This is a genomic window from Paraglaciecola sp. QJM3NY_14 (genome assembly GCF_056173245.1).
On sequence record NZ_CM149664.1, the window covers coordinates 331,901 to 357,452 of the forward strand.

Sequence of the window (25,552 nt, forward strand, 5' to 3'; positions counted from 1 at the left end):
TCACAGTCAGAGCCGGTCGCAGCATCTTTAGCTGGCTAAAAATGCTTCCATCTTAGGCTTTATTAACAAGGTCATAATGGGGGAAAGGACCAAGGCAACAGGCAGCACCATCAAGTAACTAGCGAGAAAGGCTTGGCTAAATTGTTGCCAGTCGCCCAAGCCGATATTGCGATACGTTGTACTCAGCGCCATGACGGCCTCCATGCTAAGCGCCATACCAAAACCAAAAATCAGATTTTTATGTAAGCTCGATAACCGCCCGAAAAAAGCCTCAACGACCTTGTGCATTGTCCACATGATAAGCACTCCCATAGGGAAAATCACGCACACCGCCTGCATAAACGAGAATGTCCACTGGCGTGAAAAATCGTCACTAAAGCCAATGTTTGAATACGTCATAATGCCAGTAAACGTGCCGCCGACGAGTGTGACCATTGCGGCCACAAGCAAAATTTTATTCAAGGTTTTATGCATGATGTCTACCCACAGTCCGTTAGATTCAGAATTGAAATTCGAAACGTGGATGATAAACATGTGGTTGACAAAGTCAACTATTTTGAGGTTTCTTTTAAATCACCCCTTGCTCAATCATCGCATCAGCCACGCGACGAAATCCGGCAATATTAGCGCCTAATACTAGGTTTCCATCTTCACCAAATTCTTTGGCCGTTTCACTCGCCGCGATAAATATATTTTTCATGATCTGTTTGAGTCTTTGATCCACCTGCTCAAAACGCCAAGTTTGCATACTGGCGTTTTGAGCCATTTCTAACTGACTGGTAGCGACACCTCCAGCATTCGCGGCCTTACTTGGGCCATAGGCAATGCCTGCATTTAAAAATATATCAACTGCATCGTTGGTCGAGGGCATGTTCGCCCCTTCGCTGACCAACTGGCAGCCGTTTTCTAATAACGCTTGAGCATCTTGGAGCGTCAGTTCATTTTGGGTAGCACAAGGAAAAGCTGCATCAGCTTGATAGCGCCACACTGCGTGACCGTCAAGGGGATAATCAGTAACAGCTGTATGCTGGGCCTCAGGATAGGTTTTAAGGTACTCTAGCAAATCGCAGCGACGGCCTTCTTTCAGTCGTTTGATTAATTTTAGATCTATTCCGCTGTCATGAAAAAGGGTACCAGAAGAGTCACTACAACTTATCGGTGTAGCGCCTAGTTGATACAGTTTTTCCATAGCATAAATAGCGACGTTGCCCGCCCCTGAAACTAAACAACGCTTGCCTTGCAAATTATCGCCGCGCTCTTCAAGCATATAATCCGCAAAATATACGGCGCCATAGCCAGTCGCCTCTTTTCGCACTAATGAGCCGCCCCACAGCAGACTTTTACCAGTCATTACGCCCTCGTATCGACCTGTTAAGCGTTTGTATTGGCCAAACAGATAGCCAATTTCTCTCGCACCCACTCCTATATCCCCGGCAGGAACATCACAAGTGGGCCCTATGTGGCGATAAAGCTCACTCATAAAAGACTGGCAAAAGCGCATGATCTCGGCGTCAGACCGACCCTTGGGATCAAAATTAGCCCCACCTTTAGCGCCACCGATAGGCAACCCTGTTAATGCATTTTTGAATATTTGCTCGAAGCCGAGAAATTTTATAATGCCTGCGTTTACAGTCGGGTGAAAACGCAAACCCCCCTTATAAGGGCCTAACGCAGAATTAAATTCAACCCGATAGCCTTTGTTGACTTGAATATCGCCATTGTCATCCACCCAAGGCACACGGAACATAATTTGGCGCTCGGGCTCCACTATGCGCTGGATAATGGCTTGCTGTTGATAGTATTGGTTCTTTTCTAGCAGTGGTTCCAGCGAATGCAACACCTCTTCAACTGCCTGATAAAACTCAGACTGCGCCGGACTACTGAGTTTCAAATCCGTTATTGTTTGTTGAATATATGTCATTCATTACCCTCTTTATTTTGCTTTGCTTATGTCGGTTGAGCTTTCTAGCGCTTTCTACTTTCTACCTTAATAATTTCCACAGACTGCTGTCCGCGCTGGGTTTGCCATTTAATGCATTGGCCTGTGCTCAGACCAATCAATGCCGAGCCTATCGGCGCGAAGACTGAAATGCTGTCTTCAAACTTTACGCTGTCATGGGGTAAGCATAAGGTTTTGGTAAATACTTTTTGACTATCTAAAATCTTAAACGTGACCTGGCTACCAATGGCGACCACATTTTCTGGTAGGTCTTTACACGCCACTATGGTTGCTCGGTCTAACTCGTTTTCGATCGCCCGGATAGCATCATCGGGCAATTTAGAGCGCTCAAGTTGGTATTCAAGTTCTGCCAAATCGGCAGTAGAAATAATAATGTCTGGTTGTTTTTCCATAATCTCTTTTCTTCGTGTTAACTAAAAAACTCGATTAAGCCCCTTACGTTGTCTGGCTACTTTTGTTTTTCTTCGCGCCTTCGCTGTCACAAAACGCTAAGCGATTTAACAGCGAAGATAGCGCCACAGGATTTAATAAAATCCGAGAGTCTGCGTCTTGCAGCATAAAGTCAGGTGGACAAAGTAAGGTTTTAAACGATTTTAAAATACGCATAAGCACGGCTAATTATCCAACCGAACTGATGACTAAAAACAAACAAAAAGGGACAGCTGCCGAGCGTAAGGGCTACGCTCGGCTTAATTTGGTAAGGTGAGTAGGTTACTCTTTATAAAGTTGATGTTGCTATTCTTAAACATGATTTCCTCGACGTATGTACTCGATGATAGCTCGCTTAAAAATAAATACAATAGTCAAAATAGGGTATATTTTTAACACCGTATTTTGCATTATCAGATCAGTTCTAACCCCTTGGTTTACTTGGCGACTAAATTTTTGACGGCTTTATCAAGATCCGCGTAATGCGTCGATTCAACAAACCCAATTGAAAAGCGTTGTGGGGTATTAAGGAACTTGTCTTTATTGCTGCGGCCAAAGCCCAGCACCGTCATATAAGGGCGACTCACGTAATCATCAGGGTGGCTATCTTCTAGCGGCTTATCCTTTAACTGCATCTTATCTGCTTGCTTATGACTAGGCTGAACTTCATCTTCGTGGTGTAACAAATACAACATGCGCGTTGATTTTTCATCACCAAAGGCAAACCATTCTGGGCTGGGCAAATCGCCCTTGAATGATTCGTTGATCGGGTGTGGCTGGTCATTTGCTGAGTTATACCAAAAATCGCTTTCATTCATGAGTCCGCCGGGTACGCCTTCGTACTGCACCCAGTAGTGATAACCTTGGCTCACTTTTGTCATGGTAAAATCGCATCTGTCTGGGTAAAAGTCCCACTGGCCTTGCCATTTTGCATTGCTTGAAGTGAAAACAATTTGAACGTGCTCAGCGGTTTCAATGGTTACTTTTGAGGTAGAGGGGTCTGTCCCTGCATTCATGGCGTGAAAATAACTACCATCTTGTTTATGTACGGCGTTTGGAAAACCCCGATACTCGCCCTTCCAACCGGTGCCTTCAATATTGTTAAAGCCAATCCAATCGACACCATCAGCGTCAAGCAGGCTCGACAGCCCGCCACCTTGCTTTTCAAGATAGAAAGTCGCGTTAGCTATTTTCACGATATACGCTGGAAGCTCGCCCGCTGACTCATCAATCCCATGAGTAAGGGTAACTAGTGTTGGGCTGGTCTCCATTGCTTTATGAGCAGTGTGTACATTGCTATCACCGCGCGTGTTGCAGCCTCCGCTTGTTGCAACACTTGCTATGACCAGCATGTATGCGAGATGTTTTATTGTTAAGCTGAACATTGATTACCCCTTTTCTGCCTGAAGCGAATCACGCTTTGGCTTAGCGCTATTTCTTAACAAATAACCCATTACTAAAATGGTTATCGCACACAAGCCGAATACCATGCGACCCCACATCGGGTTGGGTATCAACATCATTACGACCATACCGCCTCCCATAAACATCACCATGGAGCCCAATTTGTGGCGTTGCTGCTTGTCGTATTCGTCTTGTTCGAAGTCGGCAATGACAGGCGTCTCTAGATCGGTAAAGAAGCGATCTGTTCCTTCTTTATGCTCGTCTCGTTCCTCTTGGTAGAAGAACGAAGTTGAACAAAAGAACCCAGCGGTGATCACTAAGTGAGCGGCGATGGTAATCATTAAATTAACGTCGATTGATTCCCGGCGCGTAAAGGCTTGTTCTAAGCCTATCCAATTGGCAAATACTTGTGGGGTGAATACGTTGGCCGTTAAATACGATACCAGCATACCGATTATCACTGTTACCCAAGGTGCCCAGTTCGACGTTTTCCTTACGAACAAGCCGAAGATTAATGGTACGAGTAACGGCACTTGGACCATTACCGATACACTCATCATCAGCTCAAACAGGCTTAGTTCTTTCAATGACTTAAAGAACAGTGCCACCACAATGACCAGAATGCCGCTGATAAAGCTCACCCAACGACTGACCGTTAGCAGTTGTTTGTCACCTACGTTCTTTTTCTTTTTAAGCAAAAAGGGTTGGTAAATGCTGCGCACAAAAATACCGGCGTTTTTATTTAATGCCGAGTCCATCGACGACATTGTTGCAGCAAATAACCCTGCGAGTAACAAACCAACAGTACCCATCGGCATAGCGTTTCGGGTAAACACCAAATACACCGCATCGGCCGCTTTGTTGCCTAATTCAGGGTATGACGCCGCCGCATCAGGGTATAAAATCGCTGACGCCCAAGGCGGTATGAACCACACTATGCTGCCAATTCCCATCAATACCATGGCCAGCAGTGCGGCTTTGCGGGCATTGTCTGAGTCCTTTGCGTTTAAAAATCGAAAGGCGTCATGCATGTTCATGATGGTGATCATTTGCTTGGCCAAAAAGAAGATAAAGGTACCGACTAAAATTACCCCGTAGTTCATATCAGGGCCCATCACAAAATCGGTTGGAAAGTTTTCTACCAGTTCGACTGGGCCGCCCACCATCACGAGGGCAACGATGGCACACGCCACCGAGATAACCGCTACGATAAGGGTTTGCACAAAGTCAGATGCCACAACGCCCCAAGCACCAGACAGCACCGATACGAACACCACGGTTAACCCGGTCACGATTATGGTTAAGGTAATGTCCGCTTCAAACACGGCGCTGGCGAATACGCCTAATGCGTTTAGCCACACACCTGCGTTGATAAAACTAAAAACGATTAACGCCCAAGAAAAGAATTGCTCGTTTTGGCTACCGAAACGCCGTTTAATACCTTCTGTTGGGGTATCAACCCGCATCTGGCGAAAGCGCGCCGAGAAATACGCCCAGCCACAAAAATAAGCAATGGTATTGGCGAAAAATACCAAGCTAATTGCAAAGCCGTCGGTAAAAGCCTTGCCCGCAGCCCCTGTGAATGTCCATGCGGAAAATTGCGCCATAAACGCCGTCGAGCCAACCATCCACCACAGCATGCGACCACCACCACGAAAGTAATCACTGGTGGAGTTTTTCGCCATATTCTTAAAGGCAAAACCAATGCCTAAGATCAATAAAAAGTAGCCAGCGATAACCAAGTATTCATAAAACATGAAAAGACCTTTTATTGAAGATGACTAACGTCAACCCAATTATCATTTTTACGAATAATATCAATTAGTTGTTGATATTGAGCACCTTCTTTAAACGTTTGATAGGGAAGTACCTTTTCCCCTCGAATATCTTTAACCAACTCGCGAATAAGGTAGCGCCAATTACGCTCGGTATCGCCTTCGCCCTGTGGGGTGTTTTCGACGATATCATCCGGTAATGGCAACCGCGTCCAATGGTTATTACAGTCGTAAAAATATAAAGGGCCGCTGCCATAGTGACCTTTGATGTAAATAGCGCCCTTGCTGCCATAAATAACAATATGATCTTCATTGAAACGCGGATGCAAACCGCCATGCTTGAACAACACAGATACCGGCTTTTCGGCCAATGCGCTTTCGAGTTTCGCTAGCACCGTATATGACCATTCCACATTTGATTCTCCCCATTTTAAAGCGGGGTCATTGAGATCGTCAGGTATATAGTCACGACGCTTTTTGAAGTTGTGCACACCTTCCACTATTGGTGCTCGCCCTAAGTCGTCACGCACCTCGCCCATTACCGACAGTATTTTTTCGCCGATGATCGAAGTGACAATCGAAAGCTTATGGGTAAAGTTATTATTTAAACGCCCGCCGCCGTCTTCCTTACGATGCGACCATCCAAAGGGAATATCTCGCTCTAAATTGAAGTGCGAAATACACTCCACTTCTAGTGGCTCGCCTATGGCTCCCGCCGCCACAATTCGCTTAGCGTATATGACATCAGGCATGTACCTAAAACTGGCCGCGAAAGCTGTTTTTACGTTCTTCTCAAGCGCTAATTCATGTAGCTTTTTAGCGGACTCGCCAGTCGCGGTCAAAGGCTTATCGCTAAACACGTGGCATCCAAACTCAATGGCTTGGGTAATCGCTTCCTCATGAGCCCCACCTGGCGTGGCAATAGACACCACATCAGGCTTACATTCAGCCAGTGCCTCCTGCCAATTTGTGCCAGCAAAAGGAATATCCATGTCTTTAGCGACTTGTTCGACAACGCTTTGCGTTCTGCCGACAATACCCACCACCTCAGCGCCGACCGACCTAAACGCATCTGCGTGGCCTTGCCCAGCGAAACCTGTACCTTGTATTAATACTTTTATGCTTTTACTCATGCTATTTATCTCTACTTATCAAAGACTAAATTCATAATTAAACATGCTGAATTACCAATTCCATACAGTGCCATCTTCCAACCTGCTGACCGGTAAATACGAGCGTTTATAGGGATATTCTTTCGCGGCTTGTTCGTCAAAATCTATTCCAAGGCCTGGGGCCTCGCTGACGTTTGCCAAACCGTCTTTCACTTCTACTGTGTGTTTAAAAATCCGCCTGGAGTGCGCATTGCCAAAACCAACAAATTCTTGAATACCAAAATTGGGTGCCCACAAATTTAAATGCATGTGAGCAGCAAAACACACAGGAGAGAGGTCTGGTGCGCCGTGAGGGGCGGTTTTTACGTTATAAATACTGGCGAAGTCGGCAATGCGGCGAAGGGGAGTAATACCACCAGCGTGGGTCGCTGCTACACGAATGTAATCAATCAACTGATTTTGAATCAGGTCTTTGCAGTCCCAAATGGTGTTATAGGTTTCACCAATCGCCAGTGGAGTGGTGGTGTGTTGGCGTATGATTTTGTAGCTGTCTTGGTTTTCAGCGATCGACGCATCTTCCAAAAACAGCAAATTGTACGGCTCAAGTAATTTGCCTAAACGCGCAGATTCAATAGGCGTCAAGCGGCTGTGCACATCATGTAATAAATGCACGTCGTTACCAAAGCGCTCTCTAGCTTGTTTAAACAAATCCACTACCATGTTGAAGTATTTTTGCGTCGACCAATCTTCTTCTGGGGGTAATGGCCTGCTGCCTTGCAACTCAAAGTAATCGGCCTTATCGCCAAGTACGCCATACGTCACATTCAACCCTGGCACTGCGCATTGTAGGCGCACAGCCTTGAAGCCTTGGGCAATATGCTCTGCGGTTTTGTCTAGGGTATCGTTAATCGTTTCACCACTGGCATGGGCATATAAGGTTACGCCTCGGCGGCTTCTACCACCAAGTAATTGATAAACTGGCATATTCGCGGCTTTGCCTTTGATATCCCACAGGGCCATATCAATCGCAGCAATAGCTGCCATGTTCACAGCGCCTTTGCGCCAGTAAACACCTCTGTATAAATACTGCCAAATGTCTTCAATATCGTGGGCATTTCGACCAACTAAACAAGGCGCAACATGCTCTTCAAGATACGCAACAACCGCCATTTCACGGCCGTTCAGCGTTGCGTCGCCTAAGCCGAATATCCCCTCGTCAGTCATCACTTTAACGGTAACGAAGTTTCGGCCTGGGCTGCAAACAAACACCTTCACTTGGGTAATTTTCAACTGACATCCTCTTATCATCATCTTCGCATGAGCTGCTAACGCTTTGCCCCACATAGCAATGCTGACACGCTCTGTGTGTGGCAAAATGCTCCGAAATGTTTAGCAAAACATCTACTAAACCGGTTTAGTTGAACAAATTAGCATAATCCCGCAGTATGTCAACACACCAAGCTACCTCATGTGCTGAAAAATCAAACAATGGCAAAAGTAAAACTTATCGACGTTGCTCAGCTTGCTTCCGTCTCAAAAAGTACCGTATCTCAATACCTTAATGGCCGATTTGACTATATGTCGAAGGAAACTCAAATACGCATTCGCGCCGCAATCAAAGAATTGGACTATGTACCGAATCCGATCGCGAGAAACTTAAAAGCTGATAAGACCAAGACTATTGGGGTGATCGTGCGTGATATTACCGGTTTTGATACCAGCAGAACGATCCGAGGAGTAGATGACTTTTGTAAAGGGTGTGATTACAACGCGTTAATTTACAACACAGATTTTGACCCTGAAACCGAAGCAAAATCGCTTGAAGCGTTATACCAGATGCGCGTCGATGGGATCATTATTGCCTCGTCAGGGCAGAATAATACGTTAATATCTGAGTATATAGACAAGGGCATGCCCATAGTGCATTTTCAATTGGAGCATGACGGCAGTGAGAAAAATCTGATCCTGTCTGATTATCGTCAAGCCGCTTTTGATGCCACCGAATACTTAGTCAAACTGGGTCATAAGCGCATTTGCTTTATGACTCAAGATTTTAAGAATGTGAAATCCAGAAACGAGCGCTATTCAGGCTATGTCGCAGCCCTTAAAAAATACGACATTGTTCAAGATCCTGCGTTAATCCAGTACTGGCAACGAGAAACAGGCTTTGAGCACTCACCAAAGAGTGTGCTTGAGTCAGCCGCCGCGCCCACTGCTTTTTTTACCCAACACTTGGCCATTACCACCGAGCTGTTAACGCACTTAAATCAAGAAAACATCACTATACCCGATGATGTATCCCTAATAGGGTTCGACGATATCCCCATGGCAGAGTTTTTCAAAGTCCCTGTGACCGTTATCAAACAGGAGCCCTACATCATAGGCAAAGAAGCCGCCAAGCTATTACTAGAGAAGGTAAATGACAAAAACAGGCATTCACAGAAAATCATGATCTCTTGCTCTATCACCGAAAGGCAATCCTGCACTGCGCCAAAGGCAAAAAAATACAGCTAATTTCATGACTTGACTAAAACGGTTTAGACTCATTTCAGAAAATAGTTAACCACTGAGTATTTATTTGTTGGAGTTGAATTTGATGAATTTGGTGAAGGTATAAAAAAACCGACTAAGAAGTCGGTTTTTTGCAATCTGACAATACTGTTTTTGCGCCCTAAAGGCTTAGATAAGCCCTTGAGCCTATGCGGCCTATCCCGCTAAATGCAAAAAGTGCAGATGGCGATGATACTGGTCGATAATATCGTTGATAACCGCGACTTTAGACCAGCCCATGATGTCGTAGTTTTGCCCACCTTCACTTAAATGTACGTCGGCCCGATAATAAGTATTCTCGTCAGCTGAGTCCTCTGCTTGCGAATCACTTGATTGGCTGTACTCAGGCATGTGGTGAATAGTTGGGTATACCGCATAAATAAACTCGGCATCTTCGCCATGTTTAACGGTTAATGTCACGGATTCTGTTGATTGGCTGATCTCTGCTTCGATATGTTTAAGGGTTAACTCTTGGGCCACAGAATCAAATGCCTGTTTAACCGTTTGCTCAACAAATCGCTCTACAGTTGTTTTATTTGGGAAGTCGACGATGGTTTGCAAACGCTCTTTCCAGCTGTCGTTGCCCGCATTAATTTGTCCAGAAGGGGCATGCAAGGTCATACTTGCGCGCTTAAACTCCTCTACCCGCAAGGCTTTGATTAAGCCATACATAGCAATGATTAATATCACCGCAAATGGCAAAGCGCTAGCAATGGTCATGGTTTGCAAGGCACTCAAGCCGCCAGCCATTGACAAAATAGCCGCCACTAAACCAACGCCTCCCGCCCAGTAAATACGTTGCCACACTGGGGTGTCATTTTGGCCGTTCGAGCACAGCATATCGACCACCATTGCGCCTGAATCGCAAGAGGTCACGAAGAACACCACAATCATCAGCACTGCTACGCCGGATATCACGTTAGACCAAGGAAAGTGCTCAAGGAATAAGAACAGCGCCACCGGCGTGTTATCTGTGGCTAATTTGGCCAGCTCTGTGCTGCCCTGATTCAGTACTAACTCAATCGCGCTGTTACCGAAAATGGTCATCCAAGCGAGCGTAAACATTGAGGGGATCAACAGCACGCCAATCAGGAATTCGCGGATAGTACGGCCCTTGGAAATTCGCGCGATAAACACCCCTACAAACGGTGCCCATGCTAACCACCAACCCCAGTAAAATATGGTCCAACCGCCTAACCAATCTTTCTTATCATAAGCAAATAAGTTAAAGGTATTACGCACTAAATCAGACAGGTATGCGCCAGTATTTTGCAGCATCGCTTGTAGCAAAAACACCGTCGGGCCGACCAATAAAATAAACAACAATAAGCCCACAGCCAGAAGCATATTGAGTTCAGATAACATACGTATTCCCTTATCTAAACCACTGACAACAGACACAATCGCCAAACCCGTAATGGCAGCAATTAATAGTAGTTGATAGCCTTCTGACACCGGAAAGCCAAACAAGTAATTAAGACCTGAGCTAATTTGCGTGACCCCTAAGCCCAAAGACGTGGCGACACCAAAAATAGTACTGATGACGGCAAAAATATCGACTACATTCCCCCGCCAGCCATAAATTTTCTCACCAATAATAGGGTACAGGGCTGAACGTAAGGTCAGAGGTAAATCGTGGCGGTAACTGAAATAGGCTAGAATGAGCGCGACTACAGCGTATATGGCCCAAGCATGCAGTCCCCAATGGAAGAACGTCATTTTCATCGCTTCACGCGCAGCCTCAATGGTGCTGGGGGGTGCCGTGGGTGGGGCTAAAAAGTGCATCAATGGCTCAGCCACGCCGAAAAACATCAACCCTATGCCCATACCCGCAGCAAACAACATGGAAAGCCAAGAAATAAAGGAATAGTCAGGCTCTGAATGGTCTGGCCCAAGTTTGACCTGGCTATGGCGTGATACTGCCAAGTACAACACAAACATCAAAATGCTCGCCACGGTCAATACATAAAACCAACTGCCGTTATCAACGATAGTAGATTGCACCTGTGAAAAGGTTTGGTCTGCAAATTCAGGGGAGATCAACGCAAAAAGGAGTAAAGCGACAATCACGCTTGATGCCCCAAGAAAAACAATTTTATTCAGATGTTTAGAAGAAGCGATAGGATTCAATCTGTTTACCTTTTTCTGTCGCTGCTTTAAATACGCTGAGGCGCAACAGCTTGTTCCAGCTTGTGTTTTTATAGTACCACATGCACAAGTGAGATCTTAAAAGTCAAAAATATGAAAGAAAATCACTGAAAATTGTCAGTTTGGTTCAATCGTAAAATAAAAAAGATAACTGCGATTGACCGCTTAAGTGCTAAGCGATTGATTTGCATATTGCGTATAGCGCACAAGCTAGCAGCGCCATGGTGCATAGACAGCAGATGTAGGGTTCTAGGTTCAAAATGAATGACGTTGGGTTATCTTGCTTTTGCGTTTAATTAAAGGTGCGTCCAATTAGCGGTGCGTGCAAGCATCAAAGGAGTGGCTTGCAATGTACACCAGTAGCGCAGCTAACGTTTAGCTGCGCTGTGATTTTCCTCGTTACTTATTAATCGTGGTCATGCTCATCGTGGTCGGCTTCTGCTATTCCTAACCAAGTGATGCTGTCAGGGGCAAAATCGAGTTCGATGTCACCTGTGATGGTTAACGTTTCAAGGTCAATTTGTAGGATATGCTGTGCAATAGGATCTGCGATATACACGTAATGACCATTTTGCGCTACTGTCATGCTAAACGACATGCCTTCTGGCATGGTGGATACATCCTCTTCAGTGATATCTAAACGCGCGTGTAGTTCCCAGTGCTGCCCCCCGTCTTCTTCATGGGCTTCTAGCACATTCAAATAGCCTTCGCTGTCGAGGACTAAAAAGGCATCGCCTTCATGAGAGAATGCATAGGATACAGGATCCGCTGGGCTTTCAGGCTGCCACTCGAGCTCTTCCATGGTGCCTTGTGATGGGTTTACAGCGATTAGCGTAGCTTCACCGCCGCCGTGACCAGATGCGACACCAATCAGTGATTCGCTTTCTTCATGGCCGTATAACGTACCAATGCGTAGGCCATCTAGTATATCGATATTGGCGATTTTTTCTGCTTCGTATTCGCCGTCATGCTCATGGGCAACAAGTACTCCATCAGTACAACCAAATGCAACGTAATCTTCGTTTTGTGCAGCCCCGTGTAAGTCAGGGCACAATACGTCAAGTACCTGTTCTTGCTCATACTCGTCGTCATGCAAGTGATAGACGCCTACTTGGTCCGGTAGAATTTTCGCAGCAGAGGTGCTTTCAGCGTCATCACGGCGAATGGTGGCAAGCAGGTACTCCCCTCGAGCTTCGGCTACGCCATGCATATTCAAGGTGTAATCTAGCGTTGGCAGTGGATCTGTTTCACTGCTTATTTGCGTATCTGTGGCAACTTTCACTGATGCTGGTGTTCCTGCATCCGCGTCACCGTCAAAAAACACCGCCAATCGACCATCATGACTTAAAATATGCGTAGGACGGCTTCCGGCGACCTCAAAGTCGCTCATGGCAGGGCTTTGCTCATAATCGTGCAAATGCGCGGTGTGATCTTCTTGCCACATACCACCGTCGATAAAGCCAACATAGTCTTCGCTTCGGCTAGCGATAACAGCGAAACGATAGTCTGCAGATGAAGTTAGGGTGTTTGAGGTGTGAATTAGGCTGAAGGTGTCTAATAGTTCACTGTCGTCTAAATCAAAAATACTGGCTACGTTACTTTCGCCAGAAAGCACAGCAATACGCCCCATTGAATCAATTAGAAACTCATCATCGTCGTCGTGGTCATGATCATCGTCATGGTCATCATCAGGTACTTCTATTGGATCCTTTTCGATGAGGGTGGTTTCGGCGTCACCACAACCTGTGAGAAGTATTGCGCCAATTGCCACGGCGAGAAGATTAAATTTATGTGTGATAGTCATTGTATATTCCTTGTTATGTAATTGAGTTTGAGCTAGAAGTTGCCTCTGACGCCAACAGAAATGCTGCGTCCCGGCCGTGGTGCAATGTCTTTTAAGAATGAGGTGTGAACTCTGGCCTCAGTGTCAGTCAGGTTATTGCCTTTAAGAAAAACGGCAATATCGTGACTAGAAACAGGTAGGTCATAAGACACACTCGCATCGATCAAGGTGTAGCCACTGGTGCTGGTTTCGTCAGATGAAACGCGGTCTTGTTCTTGATAACGGGTGATATCTAAATGCGCACTCAAATGTGCAGTTTGATAACTAAATTGTGTACCAAAGCGCAGTGGTGGCGTACGGGGTAAGTCTCCACCCTCTTTTAAACGTGCGCGCACGTAATCTGAGAACAAGGTTGCTTTGAATTCATCGGTTGCTTGCCAGGCTATTTGTGCCTCAAACCCATGTAAAATGACGTCATCAGTTTGAAAAATATAAACCGGTAATTCGTCTGCATGTTCGTCTTCTTCGACACCGCTTTCTTCATGCTCGTGTTCATGATCGTGGCCGCTTTCGGCAAACAAACCCGTGGCTGTTTGGTAGTAATAATTGTCCACTTGGTTGTAGAACGCGTTGAATACGAACCCAATGTCTCCTTGGATTTTACGTAATGTGAGATCAATATTGTTGGCGGTTTCAAGATCGATATCTTTTGAGGTGAGACCGATACTTGAACCTTCGTCATTTAAGGCGAAAAGTGCGCCCACTTCATAGGTACCCGTACCAATATGCGCGCCGAAGGACAACAGTTCAGCTGCAGAAGGGGCACGTTCAGAGCGTGAAATTGACAATCCTAGGTTGTAACTCGGTGTAAAGTCCCATACTAAGCCCGCGGATAAGCTCACTGGCGTAAATTCGTGATCTAGCTCGAAAACGCGTGTGACAGAGGCTTCTTCTTCATGCTCGTGGTCATGATCGTGCTCATCTTCTTCAGCTTCGTCGTCGTGGGCGTGCGCTTCAAGCGTTGGCAACAACACGTTATTTGCATCAATAGTGACACGCTCAATGCGGGCACCAAATTGCAATAGCACGTCACCAAAGTGTTTTTCTTCCATGATGGCTAAAGCAATGGTTTGCGCTTCTGAGGGCGGCGTAAATGCTTCTTCGCCTTGAGCAGCAACATCACTGTTTTTGTAATGAATACTCAGCCCACCGTTCCAATCAGCAAATGGGGTATGAATAAAGTCGAGCTTTAGCTCATGTGTTTCGTTTTCGAATAAAGTGCCAACAGCGCCTTCTTCTATTTCCGCGTGTTCATAGTCGGTAAAGCCGCCGCGTAAGTTAATCTTGCTGAGCCATTCGTTATCAAGGTTTAACTCACCTAAAAGCTGTACGCGGGTTTGTTCTAAATCAGCGTAAACGCTTTCGTCTTCGCCTCCGTGCGAATGCCCGGGTATGCCATACTCGCGGTTAAATTGCTCAACGGCCACACCTATGTATCCTTGGTCCATTAGGTAGCTAGCACCTAAGGTGATGCCATCAGATTTTTCTGAACTGTTCTTAACCACGTGCTCTTGGGGCTCGTCTGAGTCAGCATCTGGTGCCACCGGAACGTCATAATCATTTGATTCTCGCCAATAGCCATCGGCGTAAAACCCAAATGACTCATAGCCAGTGGTCACGTTAAATGAGCCAAGCTTTTTATCATCAACCGAGCTGGTTTCGAGTAACCATTCGCCGCGAGTGGTGTTGTCACTAGGTACACGACCGTCGACTACGTTAACTACGCCGCCAACAGCACCACTACCGTAAAATAATGTGGCAGGGCCGCGCAGCACTTCAATTTGTTGAGATGTCGACGCTTCACTTGCTACCGAGTGGTCCGGCCCAACTCTTGATACATCACTGACGTCTAAACCGTTTTGTGAGATCAGCACCCGGGGGCCGCTTAGGCCACGGATGATAGGGGTACTTGCGACACCTCCATGAAAGTTTGATTGCACCCCAGGAAGCTTTTCTAAACTGTCACCCAATGTCGAGGCTTGTTGACGGCGCAAGGTTTCGCCTGATAACACACTCACAGGAGACGCTGATTCCATCACCGACATATGAATGGGTGTGGCGTATACGTCAATTACTTCGATAGGCGAGCGCTGCAGAATAAATTCTATTTGCCTCGTGCCTTGTTCTGGCACCGAAATATCTTGATGTAGATGGGCAAAGCCCGGTGAAGAAATATGTAGCTCGTTCTTACCTTGCGTTAACTCTGTGAACGTAAAACGGCCTTCTTGGTCGGTGAGTGTTTCAATGCCGACACCTTCTACTTCTACCGTTGCTCCAGCAACCGCTCGGCCATCATTATTAACTACGGTGCCTTCAATGGTTTGCGCTAAAACACTGGCTGGCAATAGCACGCTTATTAGGGCTGCTAGAGGAGATATCCTATTCATTTTGTGTTCCTGTGTGATGTTATATTGTATCATTTATTAAATGTTATGTTATATTGTAACCAATTGAAAGGGCGCAAAACCAAATAATAAGTGAATTCATCGAATGCCTTTAGGGCAAGCCAGCGCCGAATTAATCTTTAAATTAAGTCGATAGACGCGTCACGAAGTAGAGCCAGCAGTACAGGGTTTTGCATTTATAAGGAAGGAGATACAAGCCATGATCAAACGCATAACAATGCTCACAGCCCTAATGAACTGTTGTTTTTCAACGACAGCCCAAGTGCATCAGCATGGTCAGGGACAGTTGTTTGTTTCACAAGAAAACAGCGACTGGCACGTGCAATTTATTTTGCCTGCTGCCGATGTACTTGGCTTCGAACATGCTCCTGAGAATGCACAGCAAGAAAAGACCTTACATTCACTCATTCAACGGCTAGATAAAAATGACGCTGTAGTCGATTTAGGTGAACACTGCACATTAAGTGAGGTAACGCACTCTTTGAGCGAGCATTCTTTATCCGACGATCACGAGCACGAAAGTGGTGGCAACAATGATTCGCATGAAGATGAGCGTTATAACGACCACCATGCCCACCATGTGCTAGCTGCTCACGAGGAACATAGCTCCAGTGAAAACCACCATGCTGACAATCACGATGAAGAGCCATCAGCGGGTAAAAAGCCTTCAGCGGGTAGAGAGCCATCAGCGGGTAAAACGCCCTCAGAACGGCTGAAACACGCAGAGCACCAAGATGTAGAGGTTGAATACCACTTTGCTTGCGACACAAGTCATAAAAAATTATCCGTACCCCTGTTTCAGTGGTTGCCGTCCCTAGGTCGTATTCAAGCCCAGTGGATAACGGACGCTGGGCAAGGAACTGCCGTCTTAAATCCAGAAAACCCTAATTTGGAGTGGTGAGTATGGGTGCTGTAGCGACAGAAGATTATTTCGAAATTGCTAAAGGGGTATGTGAGAAAGCGGGCAGTCGTTTGACTGACACCCGCCAACACATGCTTGAAGTGCTAATTGAGGTTAATAAGCCATTGTCGGCCTATGAAATAACTGAGCAATACAACCAAATCATTAAGCCTAAAATTATGACGATGTCTGTTTATCGCATATTGGACTTTTTAGAGTCGGTACACTTAGTGCACCGACTGCAATCTATCAACAAGTACGTTGTTTGCAATCATTCATTGGGAGCCTGTCATCATCATCCACCTCTCTACATGATTTGCAAATCATGCCAGCACATCGAAGAAGTCGAGCTACCAGATGAGGTGATAAGTACCCTTACACAGCAGGCAAAAAGTGTTGGTTTTTCATCCGTCGGATCACAAGTGGAACTTTATAGCGTGTGTGCAAAATGCAAATCGGCGAGCAATCAAAACCTATCGTGAGACCTTTATGACTAAGTTACAACACGTGAGCGATAAAGCGGCAGTGGGGCTGTCGCTACTGTGTATGGTTCACTGCCTTTTCTTACCCTTTGTTTTAATACTACTGCCACCGCTCTCTGGTGTGCTGGCTTTTAATGACGAGTTATTTCACCGCTGGATGATGTACGCGGTTGTACCCATCAGCTCGGTGGCGCTTTTTATTGGCTATTTTCATCACCGAAGCAACAAAGTGTTAGCGATTTGCTTAACAGGGTTGGCGCTTTTAATCGCTGCGACTTTATTGGGGCACGCCACCCTGGGCAAGTACGGCGAAGTGATTTTAACCGTGATTGGTACCAGCATAATCGCTTATGGGCACTTGCTTAATTATCACTTACGTCGCCAATGCAACCAAGTAGACATTCTTAAACAGGACTAAATCAATGCAAGATTCAATGCAAGAGCCAGTGCAAAACAGCTCAGGTAACGCTCATCGAAAACTGCCGGTTACAGTACTTTCAGGCTTTTTAGGGGCAGGTAAAACCACGGTGCTCAGCCATGTACTGAATAATCGACAAGGCAAAAAAGTGGCGGTTATTATCAACGATATGAGTGAAATTAATATTGATGGCTCATTGTTAAAAAATGAGATCTCACTTAATCGAAACGATGAAAAACTGGTAGAAATGAGCAACGGCTGTATTTGTTGCACCCTCAGAGAAGACTTGCTGATTGAGGTGGGCAAACTGGCCAACTCAGGGAAATTTGATTATCTAGTGATTGAATCCACCGGTATTTCAGAGCCACTACCGGTAGCCGAAACTTTTACCTTTGCCGATGAAGATGGTGTATCGCTGTCAGATGTTGCCACTCTGGACACCATGGTAACCGTGGTCGATGGCGTTAATTTTCTCAAAGATTATGACGAGGCAGAGTATTTATCACAAACCGACGAAAGCTTAGGGGAAGAGGACGAACGCAGTGTCGCCGACCTACTTATTGAGCAAGTTGAGTTCGCTGATGTGTTACTGGTGTCAAAAACTGACTTAATTGATAGCACAGAAGTTGAGCGCCTAAACGCCATCTTGAAAAACCTAAATACCCGAGCGCGAATCATCCCCATTGCAAACGGCCTGGTGAACATCGCGGATATCATCGGAACTGAACTATTCGATTTTGAGCTGGCGCAACAAGCACCAGGTTGGTTGCAAGAAATGCGCGGTGAGCATAATCCAGAAACAGAAGAATACGGCATTCAAAGCTTTAGTTACACGGCTAGGCGGCCATTTTATCCCCAGAAGTTCTATGACTTTTTGCACAACACCAAAGGTTACGGCAAGTTGTTGCGCTCTAAAGGCTATTTTTGGTTAGCCTCCCGCCCTGAATTTGCAGGACAATGGAATCAAGCTGGTGGCATTGCCCGCTATGGTTTTGGAGGCTTATTTTGGAAAGCCGTACCTAAGGCGCAATGGCCCACCGACGAAGAATACCTTGAGTCGATCGACGCGTTATGGGAAGAGCCCTTTGGTGACATGCGTCAAGAGCTCGTGTTCATTGGTCAGAACCTGGACGAAGCGGCGATCACTAACGCGCTAGACGAATGCTTGTTAACAGATGACGCCCTGCTGCAAGGAAAGGCGCATTGGAAAACGCTGGCTGATCCTTTTCCAGCGTGGGAGAACGAAGCATGAGCATCGCTACTCCACTGCACGACCAAGAACACATCACTGCTGGGCAACGCACTAACGCCTTAATGTCTGAAATGACTCACTCGCACAGTGACGAGTTCACTGTTCTGACCGATATTTACCAAGACACGCACAATTTGGTTGTGTGGCAGCGTTCACTTAGCGAAGAATTGCTCGCTCATGTAGCACAATGCATAGAGGAAAATCCGCGCCTGAATCTCGAGAAGAGCATTCGCGCTAACACTATTATCGAAGATATCAACGAGTTATTAACTCCACGTGGCTTCAACGATGAGTTTACTGACAACATCGCGTCATTGGTGGATATGTTCTGCTGTTTGTTTGATTTAAAGCGGGTTGGGTTGCGTCTAAAAGTGTTGGAACAAGCCATGTGTCCTCGTTTCCATGTGGACTGGGTGCCGTATCGGTTAGTCACCACTTTTAGTGGCACAGGCACGCAATGGCTCCCCCACGATAAGGTTGATCGCACTAAATTAGGCACGGGTAATAACGGCATGCCAGATGATCAATCAGATTTGTATGCTGAGCCAGACGCGATTCAAGCGCTGGCAGTAGGCGACGTCGCACTGCTCAAGGGGGAAGGCTGGGAAGGAAATGAAGGCGCAGGCCTAGTGCATCGCTCACCACCTAATGGAGCGAATGAGAAGCGCCTATTATTGACCTTGGACTTTATTTCATAAGCCTAAGGCACTTTCTCAATGCGGGGTTTATTGCATTATCGCTAGTAGAAGGTCAATTGTTCGGACGATAACAGGCAACCATTTATCGTTCATTTTTTCATTCATTTTTAATCGGGCTAGTCAATGTACTAGTCAACGAGTAAGGGAACTGCGCAGTATATGGGTATGACATTACCGGATATTACATCCAGCGAAAACGTGGCATCAGCCGCACCGCTTAAATGGGTTGGCATGGAAGGCATAACCGTGCCTATTCAAGTACCACTGTCAGGTGAGGTGCCAGCATATGTGAACGCGAAAACCGATGTGTATGTCAGTTTGGATAAAAGCGAGGCGAAAGGCATTCATATGTCGCGTTTGTTCTTAAAATTGAATGACATTTTGAGCACAGAGTTACTAAGCAGCACTACCCTTACAGCCTTGTTGAATGAGCTAATTTTATCGCAACAGGGGCTCAGCCAAGGGGCTAAGGTAAACTTAGATTTTGCGCTAACGCTTCGTAAAAAGGCGTTGCTAAGCAATGAGTTTGGTTATCAGAGTTATCCTATTGGCATATCGACTCAGTTGGTTCAAGGGGTAGCGCGTACGGTCTTATCGTTAACCATTGCTTATTCAAGTACGTGCCCGTGCTCATCTGCCTTGGCTCAACAAGCGCTAAGTGATGCTATCTCCCAGCGATTTGACGATGAGATGATATCTAAAAGCGAGCTAACCCAGTGGATAACGTCTAAAACAGGCGCCGTTGCTACTCCACACAGTCAACGTTCTTATGCCTACATCAAACTCACGCTAGGTGGGGATGCGCTGCCTAACTTGCCTGAACTCATCACCCTGCTTGAAACAACAATTGGCACGCCAGTGCAAACCGCTGTAAAACGCCAAGACGAGCAAGCATTTGCCAAATTAAATGCCGAGAATTTGATGTTTTGCGAAGACGCCGCAAGACGATTGAAACGCGCCCTTGAGCGCAAGGAAAATGTACTCGATTATTGGTTCAAAGTGGAGCACCAAGAAAGCTTACACGCACACAATGCAGTGGCCATTGATTTCAAGGACAACGCCGATGAAGACACTATGTAAAGCAGTTTGTTTGGGCACTGTAATTGCGATGAGCAGTGGCTGTGCCATGCAAAGTCAGATTGTTTCCCCCCGTCTCGCTAAACAGGTACCTATAGCGCCGGTAAGCCCACGCGTTGTAGCTCAAGATGTCGACATTGGGGCAGCGCAAGGCAGTGAAAACACCTCTGGTATGGATGGTTTCAAGGTGGTCACGTGGAATACAGAGCATTTTGCATATCCCAGCAACGCAGGGTGTAAACCAAGAACCAGCGAAGATATCGCGGCAATAAAAGCGTATATCGCTGGGTTAGATGCCAGTGTGATCGCCTTACAAGAAGTGGCATCAAGGGAGGCGCTGCGTTTAGTTTTTCCCGAAAGTGATTGGACGTTGGTGCTTTCGGCCAGAGCTGACAGCCCTGCTTACGAGTGCAGAGAAAGCGGGTTTACCTCCACTCAGCAAAAAGTAGCGTTTGCGATTAAAAAAGGCATTTCAATTCTTCAAGTACAGCAAAATGCCCAGCTAGGATTGCAAAAAACAGGGTTACGTTTTGGCTTAGCCGTGACAGTAGACACACCGTTAGGCCCGACCGATATATTAAATGTACACTTAAAAAGCGGCTGTTTCGTAGATGATTACGCAACGAGCGATAAAGCTGCATGCCAGACGCTCGCTCAGCAAGTTCCCTTGTTAGAAGAATGGCTTGCAGCTCACCAAACGTCGGGGTTGACTTACATGGTGCTCGGTGACTTCAATCATAGATTGGCAAATGAACACAACTACTTAGCTAGCAGACTAACCAGTGATGAATACGGTATTGATATCGCCACACAAACATTACGTGGTTGTCATCCTCGTTACCCTGAGCCGATTGATCATATTTTGCTAGGAGGCATGCAAAGCACATTAATAGCGGCATCCACCCATGTGCACAGGTATAAAAACATGGATGAAGAGGCCATGTTGAGCGACCACTGTGCGGTGTCACTTTTTCTAAAGTAGTCAATAAAGTAATCAATAGAAGTGCATCTAGTGCGTGCGATATTCGTCGGGTTGCTCGTTAAACTTTTCAATTTGTGACACGTTTAGAATGTATGCCGATGTGCCTTGATGATCTTCAAACAAGCCTTTTTCTAATACGCCGGTGAGGGTAAAGGCTTGGCTCATCATGATCTTTGAAAAGCCGTCGATCAAATCCACATAAATCATCTGATTCGGCGGGGGCGGCGGGTAGTGAATGCATGCGCCGTAGTAAGGCACCAAAAAAAAGCGTTTAACGCTTCTGTCTTCGTTCAAGTCGATAGGTACCATGTAACCTGAAATACTGACCGCTTTACCTATGGCGTCTTCGACCACGTCTGTGGAGTATAAGGCTGATTGGTAGCGCTGGTTGGTGGTAGCTTGCAAAGAAAGGGTTACTTGTTCGCTAAGTGATTTTTCACTACTTGATTGGTATTTTGCCAGCACTTCTTTGTCTGACTTGGGTAACAGTTCTCCCCAGCCTAAAGGGGTAATTTCACCGTTAGCTAAGCGTTCGCGCAATTCAGAATCAGGGCTAACGTACAGCACAGGGCTGGAAAACAGTTTACTTAACTGCAGCGACCAATTGCGTTCTGGCAGTTTGGTTAGCAAGATACCCGCTCCAAAAAAGAGCAGCAAAATAGCAGTCACTTTAATTTTACTGCTCATTGAGGGGCATTGCCCCGAAATCTAAAGGCTCCCTTGGCGTAACACATATGCTTTCTTACTTTACTTCTTTCATCAGACCTTGTTTTTATATCGCGCTTACTTGGATGTTTTGCTGAAAACTAATCGGCTCGTCTTTTTCTAACGCATTAATATGTAGCGATATCTTGTGGTTACCTGGCTTGCTGACTTGATATTTTAATGGATAACTGCCTGAGACCCCGCGAACTGGCATTTGCACCCCTTCTAAAAAACGAACGTTCTCGCTACCTGAAAAGGTAATCACCACATTTTGATACCCATCAGGGATGTCGTATTGAATATTGAGCGTTGCATCTGTGTTAGCAGGTGTATCGATTGATCTAGGGTGGCTAACAGAAATAGGTAGGCTGACTTTTTCCTGCGAAAGCATGTCTTGCAGCGGGTGAAACGAAGGGAAAATTCCAAAGTTGCGGCCACCGTGAAACTGACAAGCGTTTGCTTGAATCGATACGCTGCTCAACACCAATAAGCTAATAACTGACCGTTTTCTTAGCAAAGGATATGCTCTTGGCGCTGTTAGCATGCTATCTGTTACAGACCCGATAAACGCCATAAATGAAGTGGTTAAAGAATGTTGAGTTTGCATTTATTCCTCCTCGAAAGGATAGGCTTTATTCAGTTTAAGGCGATAAGCTGAAGTGCCTAGTTCATTTTCTGTGGTATCAATGACGAGTGTGCCTTCAAACCAAAGCGGGTCGTACAGGCTGCCTAGTTTTATACCTTGTTCAGCTTTACTATGAATAATTTGGTTAGGCGGTGGTGGCGGCATATGTAAGCAAGCACCAAAATAAGGCACAATGAAAAACTCAGTGATGTTTTGGGATTCATCAGACGCTAAAGGCACGATAAACCCAGGGATACGAATCGGTTTATTTTCGTAGGTGTTAATAACGCGGGTAGAACTCAAAGCTTTTTGGAAGCGCTTAGTATTTTCGTCAACACCTTCTTGTTGACCAAGCGCCTCTACCGAGTCTTGCTCGGAGCCATCTTCGATACCCGACAGGTATTCAGGCGGGTTCATCAATGCTTCAAGATCGTCTTTAGGCATCAAGGCTATCCATTCAATTTCTTGGTAGCTTCCAGTGGATTGTGCGGCGTTTGCTGTACTAAGCAAAACAAAGTTAAAGATTAATAACGTGACCCATGAACTTAAAATTTGTATCTTCATTTCTTACATCTTTGCTTGCAAAATTGCATCGTCTTGATTTGATGTAAATGTTATAACATATCAATAGTTAAGTTTATAGTTTAAGAGAGCGCCAAAGACGGACTTATGAAAGCAGTGAATACAGATGATAGTGCCCACAGCCCAGGAAGTGCCCACAGCACAGGAAGCGGCCACAGCGTAGAAAGCATAGAGACCGCAGAAAGCGCCCGCAGCTCAGTAAGCGACGACAGTGCAGCAAAAGGCAAAAGCGCCGACAATATTAAAAACAAAGCCCCTCTGGCGATTAATCTTAAAGGCGTTCGGCATCGCTACGGCAAATCGAGCAATGAAACGGTATTAAGTATTCCTCATTGGCAGCTTGCTCAAGGGGAGCGCGTATTCCTGCACGGTGATTCCGGCTCGGGTAAAACGACCTTATTGAATTTGCTATCTGGGGTGCTTACCCCAACAGAAGGTAGCATCGAACTATTAGGTCAGCCTTTCTCTAGTTTATCGGCAAGGCGCAGAGACGCTTTTCGGGCACGCCATATCGGCGTGGTGTTTCAGCAGTTCAATTTGGTGCCTTACTTAAGCGTGCTAAAGAACATTCAGCTAGCCAATTATTTTGCCGCCAAGCGTGATAAACACATAGAAGAGTCGGTTAGCGCCTTGTTGGCAAAGTTAAATTTGCCTGCAGATGTGATGCATAAACCTGCCAATACTCTGAGCGTGGGTCAACAGCAGCGGGTGGCCATTGCCAGAGCGTTGATAAATCAGCCTGAGTTGTTACTGGTAGACGAGCCCACCTCGGCGCTAGATGCCTCAGCACGAGATGCGTTTATGGATATTCTACTGAATATGTGTGAAACCGCGGGCGCGAGCTTGGTATTCGTTAGTCATGATATGTCATTAAAGCGTTTTTTTAGCACCAGTATTGATATGCCCAGTTTGTGTCAGGGGAAGGGGAATGCTGCATGTTGATTTCTCTCGCTTGGAGCAGCTTATGTAGCCGCAAAAAATCAGTCATTCTGACCTTTCTATCTTTGTTGATTAGTATCAGCGTGCTAATCAGCGTTGAGCATATTCGCCAGCAAGCTAAAACCAGTTTTAATCGCACTATTTCCGGGGCTGATCTTATCGTTGGCGCTCCAAGCGGCCAACTCAACCTACTTCTATATTCCGTATTTCGTATGGGGGATCCCACCAGCAACATAGACTACCAAAGTTACGAAATGCTCAAAAACGATCAGCAGGTGGCGTGGGCCATTCCTATTTCTTTAGGAGATTCTCATCGCGGTTTTAGGGTGCTGGGCACCAATGGTGACTATTTCACGCATTATCAGTTTGGCGATAAAAAATCGCTTGAGTTCACAGCAGGTAAGCCATTTGCTGGTATGTTCGACACTGTGATCGGCGCGGATGTCGCCAAAACGCTAGGTTACCAAGTGGGAGATAAAATCATTGTTGCCCATGGGATCGGCCATACCAGTTTTAGTCACCATGATCATAGCCCGTTTGTGATCAGTGGCATTTTAAAACCTACCGGCACGCCAGTTGATAAAACCGTGCACGTAACTTTGCCCGCCATAGAAGCCATACATTTACCCCCGTCTCAGTTAGCGAAAATTCTCGATGGCGAAGAAGCACAAAAGATACAGCCTGATAGTGTAACTGCGGTGATATTGGGCTTAAAAACCAAGTTTGCCACCTTTAAGCTACAGCGAGATTTGAACAACTACCAAGATGACCGCTTGATGGCGGTTTTACCTGGAGTGGCACTTGCAGAGTTGTGGCAAATGATGGGAACCGTTGAGAACGTACTTAGGGTCATTAGCGTGCTGGTGTTGCTGTCATCTTTGTTCGGTTTGTCGACCATGTTGCTGGCATCCATGAATGAGCGCAAAGGGGAAATAGCCGTGCTACGCACATTAGGCGCAGGCCCCAGCGTTATTTTTGGCTTGGTGTTATTAGAAGCACTGATGCTGGTGGTCATCGCCATTGCCAGTGCGGTATCGCTCGTCAGCGGATCTATCGCGCTGTTTAGCGATAAACTGGCCGCCCATTACGGCTTATTTTTAAGTGCTAACTTGCTATCGTGGGAAACCCTGCAAATTGCCATGATTATTACGCTAGCATCCATTGTCACCTCAGCCATTCCCGCATTTGAAGCCTATAAAAAAGCGCTGCAATCGAGGCTATCTGGTTAACATTCAAAGAATATGTGACATTGCTCAACACGACTG

Annotated in this window: 24 protein-coding genes; 10 read left to right on the top strand and 14 right to left on the bottom strand. The window is 46.0% G+C overall.

Going from position 1 to position 25,552, the window contains the following annotated elements:
- Positions 1-27 precede the first annotated feature (27 nt).
- The 8 genes from AC0VYA_RS01425 to manD all read right to left on the bottom strand — a co-directional run bounded on the left by AC0VYA_RS01425 (position 28) and on the right by manD (position 7,970).
- Entirely contained in the window at positions 28-474 is a 447-nt protein-coding gene (locus AC0VYA_RS01425) for a DUF2798 domain-containing protein (protein WP_475489823.1), read from the bottom strand.
- A gap of 94 nt (positions 475-568) precedes the next feature.
- Positions 569-1,921 (bottom strand): NADP-specific glutamate dehydrogenase, encoded by a 1,353-nt coding sequence (gene gdhA / locus AC0VYA_RS01430; protein ID WP_475489824.1) that lies wholly within the window; start codon positions 1,919-1,921, stop codon positions 569-571.
- Between the two features lie 44 nt (positions 1,922-1,965).
- Positions 1,966-2,352 carry a nucleoside diphosphate kinase regulator gene (gene rnk, locus AC0VYA_RS01435; protein ID WP_473477595.1) on the bottom strand — a complete coding sequence of 129 codons (387 nt, stop codon included), beginning with the start codon at positions 2,350-2,352 and terminating at the stop codon, positions 1,966-1,968.
- A gap of 43 nt (positions 2,353-2,395) precedes the next feature.
- Entirely contained in the window at positions 2,396-2,566 is a 171-nt protein-coding gene (locus AC0VYA_RS01440) for a hypothetical protein (RefSeq protein ID WP_475489825.1), read from the bottom strand.
- A 260-nt stretch (positions 2,567-2,826) separates the two neighbouring features.
- On the bottom strand, positions 2,827-3,774 hold the full coding sequence (locus AC0VYA_RS01445) for a hypothetical protein (RefSeq protein ID WP_475489826.1): 948 nt from the start codon (positions 3,772-3,774) through the stop codon (positions 2,827-2,829).
- A gap of 3 nt (positions 3,775-3,777) precedes the next feature.
- Complete coding sequence (locus tag AC0VYA_RS01450) at positions 3,778-5,550, bottom strand: sodium:solute symporter family protein (RefSeq protein WP_475489827.1); 1,773 nt, start codon at positions 5,548-5,550, stop codon at positions 3,778-3,780.
- A gap of 11 nt (positions 5,551-5,561) precedes the next feature.
- Positions 5,562-6,701 carry a Gfo/Idh/MocA family protein gene (locus tag AC0VYA_RS01455; protein WP_011573220.1) on the bottom strand — a complete coding sequence of 380 codons (1,140 nt, stop codon included), beginning with the start codon at positions 6,699-6,701 and terminating at the stop codon, positions 5,562-5,564.
- A 51-nt stretch (positions 6,702-6,752) separates the two neighbouring features.
- The gene (manD, locus tag AC0VYA_RS01460) at positions 6,753-7,970 is read right to left on the bottom strand and encodes a D-mannonate dehydratase ManD (RefSeq protein WP_475491015.1); all 1,218 of its coding nucleotides are present in this window, start codon (positions 7,968-7,970) and stop codon (positions 6,753-6,755) included.
- Between the two features lie 198 nt (positions 7,971-8,168).
- On the opposite strand from manD, the gene AC0VYA_RS01465 reads away from it, so the two are divergent.
- Positions 8,169-9,194 carry a LacI family DNA-binding transcriptional regulator gene (locus tag AC0VYA_RS01465; protein WP_475489828.1) on the top strand — a complete coding sequence of 342 codons (1,026 nt, stop codon included), beginning with the start codon at positions 8,169-8,171 and terminating at the stop codon, positions 9,192-9,194.
- Between the two features lie 192 nt (positions 9,195-9,386).
- Here the strand turns inward: AC0VYA_RS01465 and AC0VYA_RS01470 are convergent, their stop codons facing one another.
- The 3 genes from AC0VYA_RS01470 to AC0VYA_RS01480 form a co-directional block, all read right to left on the bottom strand.
- On the bottom strand, positions 9,387-11,360 hold the full coding sequence (locus AC0VYA_RS01470; protein WP_475489829.1) for a BCCT family transporter: 1,974 nt from the start codon (positions 11,358-11,360) through the stop codon (positions 9,387-9,389).
- Between the two features lie 424 nt (positions 11,361-11,784).
- Positions 11,785-13,182, bottom strand: a complete 1,398-nt coding sequence (locus AC0VYA_RS01475) for a 5-methyltetrahydrofolate--homocysteine methyltransferase (protein WP_475489830.1) — start codon at positions 13,180-13,182, stop codon at positions 11,785-11,787.
- A gap of 32 nt (positions 13,183-13,214) precedes the next feature.
- On the bottom strand, positions 13,215-15,608 hold the full coding sequence (locus AC0VYA_RS01480; protein ID WP_475489831.1) for a TonB-dependent receptor: 2,394 nt from the start codon (positions 15,606-15,608) through the stop codon (positions 13,215-13,217).
- Positions 15,609-15,825: 217 nt separating this feature from the next.
- On the opposite strand from AC0VYA_RS01480, the gene AC0VYA_RS01485 reads away from it, so the two are divergent.
- The 7 genes from AC0VYA_RS01485 to AC0VYA_RS01515 all read left to right on the top strand — a co-directional run bounded on the left by AC0VYA_RS01485 (position 15,826) and on the right by AC0VYA_RS01515 (position 21,436).
- Positions 15,826-16,527, top strand: coding sequence for a ZrgA family zinc uptake protein (locus tag AC0VYA_RS01485; protein ID WP_475489832.1), 702 nt, complete (start codon positions 15,826-15,828; stop codon positions 16,525-16,527).
- Between the two features lie 2 nt (positions 16,528-16,529).
- Positions 16,530-17,009 (top strand): Fur family transcriptional regulator, encoded by a 480-nt coding sequence (locus tag AC0VYA_RS01490; protein WP_475489833.1) that lies wholly within the window; start codon positions 16,530-16,532, stop codon positions 17,007-17,009.
- 7 nt (positions 17,010-17,016) lie between these two features.
- Positions 17,017-17,427 (top strand): MerC domain-containing protein, encoded by a 411-nt coding sequence (locus AC0VYA_RS01495; RefSeq protein ID WP_475489834.1) that lies wholly within the window; start codon positions 17,017-17,019, stop codon positions 17,425-17,427.
- Positions 17,428-17,431: 4 nt separating this feature from the next.
- Positions 17,432-18,679: a zinc metallochaperone GTPase ZigA gene (gene zigA, locus AC0VYA_RS01500; RefSeq protein ID WP_475489835.1), complete on the top strand. Its 1,248-nt coding sequence runs from the start codon at positions 17,432-17,434 to the stop codon at positions 18,677-18,679.
- Positions 18,676-19,377 carry a DUF1826 domain-containing protein gene (locus AC0VYA_RS01505; RefSeq protein WP_475489836.1) on the top strand — a complete coding sequence of 234 codons (702 nt, stop codon included), beginning with the start codon at positions 18,676-18,678 and terminating at the stop codon, positions 19,375-19,377. Before zigA ends, AC0VYA_RS01505 begins: the two co-directional genes overlap by 4 nt.
- Before the next feature lie 159 nt (positions 19,378-19,536).
- Positions 19,537-20,457 (top strand): GTP cyclohydrolase FolE2, encoded by a 921-nt coding sequence (gene folE2 / locus AC0VYA_RS01510; RefSeq protein WP_475489837.1) that lies wholly within the window; start codon positions 19,537-19,539, stop codon positions 20,455-20,457.
- The gene (locus AC0VYA_RS01515) at positions 20,441-21,436 is read left to right on the top strand and encodes an endonuclease/exonuclease/phosphatase family protein (RefSeq protein ID WP_475489838.1); all 996 of its coding nucleotides are present in this window, start codon (positions 20,441-20,443) and stop codon (positions 21,434-21,436) included. The genes folE2 and AC0VYA_RS01515 overlap by 17 nt, the downstream gene beginning before the upstream one ends.
- A gap of 27 nt (positions 21,437-21,463) precedes the next feature.
- Here the strand turns inward: AC0VYA_RS01515 and AC0VYA_RS01520 are convergent, their stop codons facing one another.
- The 3 genes from AC0VYA_RS01520 to AC0VYA_RS01530 form a co-directional block, all read right to left on the bottom strand.
- Positions 21,464-22,123, bottom strand: a complete 660-nt coding sequence (locus AC0VYA_RS01520; RefSeq protein WP_475489839.1) for a DUF3299 domain-containing protein — start codon at positions 22,121-22,123, stop codon at positions 21,464-21,466.
- A gap of 85 nt (positions 22,124-22,208) precedes the next feature.
- Positions 22,209-22,748: a hypothetical protein gene (locus AC0VYA_RS01525; protein WP_011573234.1), complete on the bottom strand. Its 540-nt coding sequence runs from the start codon at positions 22,746-22,748 to the stop codon at positions 22,209-22,211.
- On the bottom strand, positions 22,749-23,330 hold the full coding sequence (locus AC0VYA_RS01530) for a DUF3299 domain-containing protein (protein ID WP_475489840.1): 582 nt from the start codon (positions 23,328-23,330) through the stop codon (positions 22,749-22,751). It lies immediately after the preceding gene.
- Positions 23,331-23,435: 105 nt separating this feature from the next.
- Here AC0VYA_RS01530 and AC0VYA_RS01535 point away from each other — a divergent pair, with 105 nt between their 5' ends.
- A complete protein-coding gene (locus AC0VYA_RS01535) occupies positions 23,436-24,290 on the top strand; it encodes an ABC transporter ATP-binding protein (protein WP_475489841.1) in 855 nt (284 codons plus the stop codon).
- The gene (locus AC0VYA_RS01540) at positions 24,284-25,516 is read left to right on the top strand and encodes an ABC transporter permease (protein WP_475489842.1); all 1,233 of its coding nucleotides are present in this window, start codon (positions 24,284-24,286) and stop codon (positions 25,514-25,516) included. The genes AC0VYA_RS01535 and AC0VYA_RS01540 overlap by 7 nt, the downstream gene beginning before the upstream one ends.
- Positions 25,517-25,552: the final 36 nt, after the last annotated feature.

What these genes read in the sequence shown, in the direction of transcription:
- AC0VYA_RS01425 (WP_475489823.1), bottom strand. Translation starts at nt 474, where the DNA reads ATGCATAAAACCTTGAATAAAATTTTGCTTGTGGCCGCAATGGTCACA.
- gdhA (WP_475489824.1), bottom strand. Translation starts at nt 1,921, where the DNA reads ATGACATATATTCAACAAACAATAACGGATTTGAAACTCAGTAGTCCG.
- rnk (WP_473477595.1), bottom strand. Translation starts at nt 2,352, where the DNA reads ATGGAAAAACAACCAGACATTATTATTTCTACTGCCGATTTGGCAGAA.
- AC0VYA_RS01440 (WP_475489825.1), bottom strand. Translation starts at nt 2,566, where the DNA reads ATGCGTATTTTAAAATCGTTTAAAACCTTACTTTGTCCACCTGACTTT.
- AC0VYA_RS01445 (WP_475489826.1), bottom strand. Translation starts at nt 3,774, where the DNA reads ATGTTCAGCTTAACAATAAAACATCTCGCATACATGCTGGTCATAGCA.
- AC0VYA_RS01450 (WP_475489827.1), bottom strand. Translation starts at nt 5,550, where the DNA reads ATGTTTTATGAATACTTGGTTATCGCTGGCTACTTTTTATTGATCTTA.
- AC0VYA_RS01455 (WP_011573220.1), bottom strand. Translation starts at nt 6,701, where the DNA reads ATGAGTAAAAGCATAAAAGTATTAATACAAGGTACAGGTTTCGCTGGG.
- AC0VYA_RS01465 (WP_475489828.1), top strand. Translation starts at nt 8,169, where the DNA reads ATGGCAAAAGTAAAACTTATCGACGTTGCTCAGCTTGCTTCCGTCTCA.
- AC0VYA_RS01475 (WP_475489830.1), bottom strand. Translation starts at nt 13,182, where the DNA reads ATGACTATCACACATAAATTTAATCTTCTCGCCGTGGCAATTGGCGCA.
- AC0VYA_RS01480 (WP_475489831.1), bottom strand. Translation starts at nt 15,608, where the DNA reads ATGAATAGGATATCTCCTCTAGCAGCCCTAATAAGCGTGCTATTGCCA.
- AC0VYA_RS01485 (WP_475489832.1), top strand. Translation starts at nt 15,826, where the DNA reads ATGATCAAACGCATAACAATGCTCACAGCCCTAATGAACTGTTGTTTT.
- AC0VYA_RS01490 (WP_475489833.1), top strand. Translation starts at nt 16,530, where the DNA reads ATGGGTGCTGTAGCGACAGAAGATTATTTCGAAATTGCTAAAGGGGTA.
- AC0VYA_RS01495 (WP_475489834.1), top strand. Translation starts at nt 17,017, where the DNA reads ATGACTAAGTTACAACACGTGAGCGATAAAGCGGCAGTGGGGCTGTCG.
- zigA (WP_475489835.1), top strand. Translation starts at nt 17,432, where the DNA reads ATGCAAGATTCAATGCAAGAGCCAGTGCAAAACAGCTCAGGTAACGCT.
- AC0VYA_RS01505 (WP_475489836.1), top strand. Translation starts at nt 18,676, where the DNA reads ATGAGCATCGCTACTCCACTGCACGACCAAGAACACATCACTGCTGGG.
- folE2 (WP_475489837.1), top strand. Translation starts at nt 19,537, where the DNA reads ATGGGTATGACATTACCGGATATTACATCCAGCGAAAACGTGGCATCA.
- AC0VYA_RS01515 (WP_475489838.1), top strand. Translation starts at nt 20,441, where the DNA reads ATGAAGACACTATGTAAAGCAGTTTGTTTGGGCACTGTAATTGCGATG.
- AC0VYA_RS01520 (WP_475489839.1), bottom strand. Translation starts at nt 22,123, where the DNA reads ATGAGCAGTAAAATTAAAGTGACTGCTATTTTGCTGCTCTTTTTTGGA.
- AC0VYA_RS01525 (WP_011573234.1), bottom strand. Translation starts at nt 22,748, where the DNA reads ATGCAAACTCAACATTCTTTAACCACTTCATTTATGGCGTTTATCGGG.
- AC0VYA_RS01530 (WP_475489840.1), bottom strand. Translation starts at nt 23,330, where the DNA reads ATGAAGATACAAATTTTAAGTTCATGGGTCACGTTATTAATCTTTAAC.
- AC0VYA_RS01535 (WP_475489841.1), top strand. Translation starts at nt 23,436, where the DNA reads ATGAAAGCAGTGAATACAGATGATAGTGCCCACAGCCCAGGAAGTGCC.
- AC0VYA_RS01540 (WP_475489842.1), top strand. Translation starts at nt 24,284, where the DNA reads ATGTTGATTTCTCTCGCTTGGAGCAGCTTATGTAGCCGCAAAAAATCA.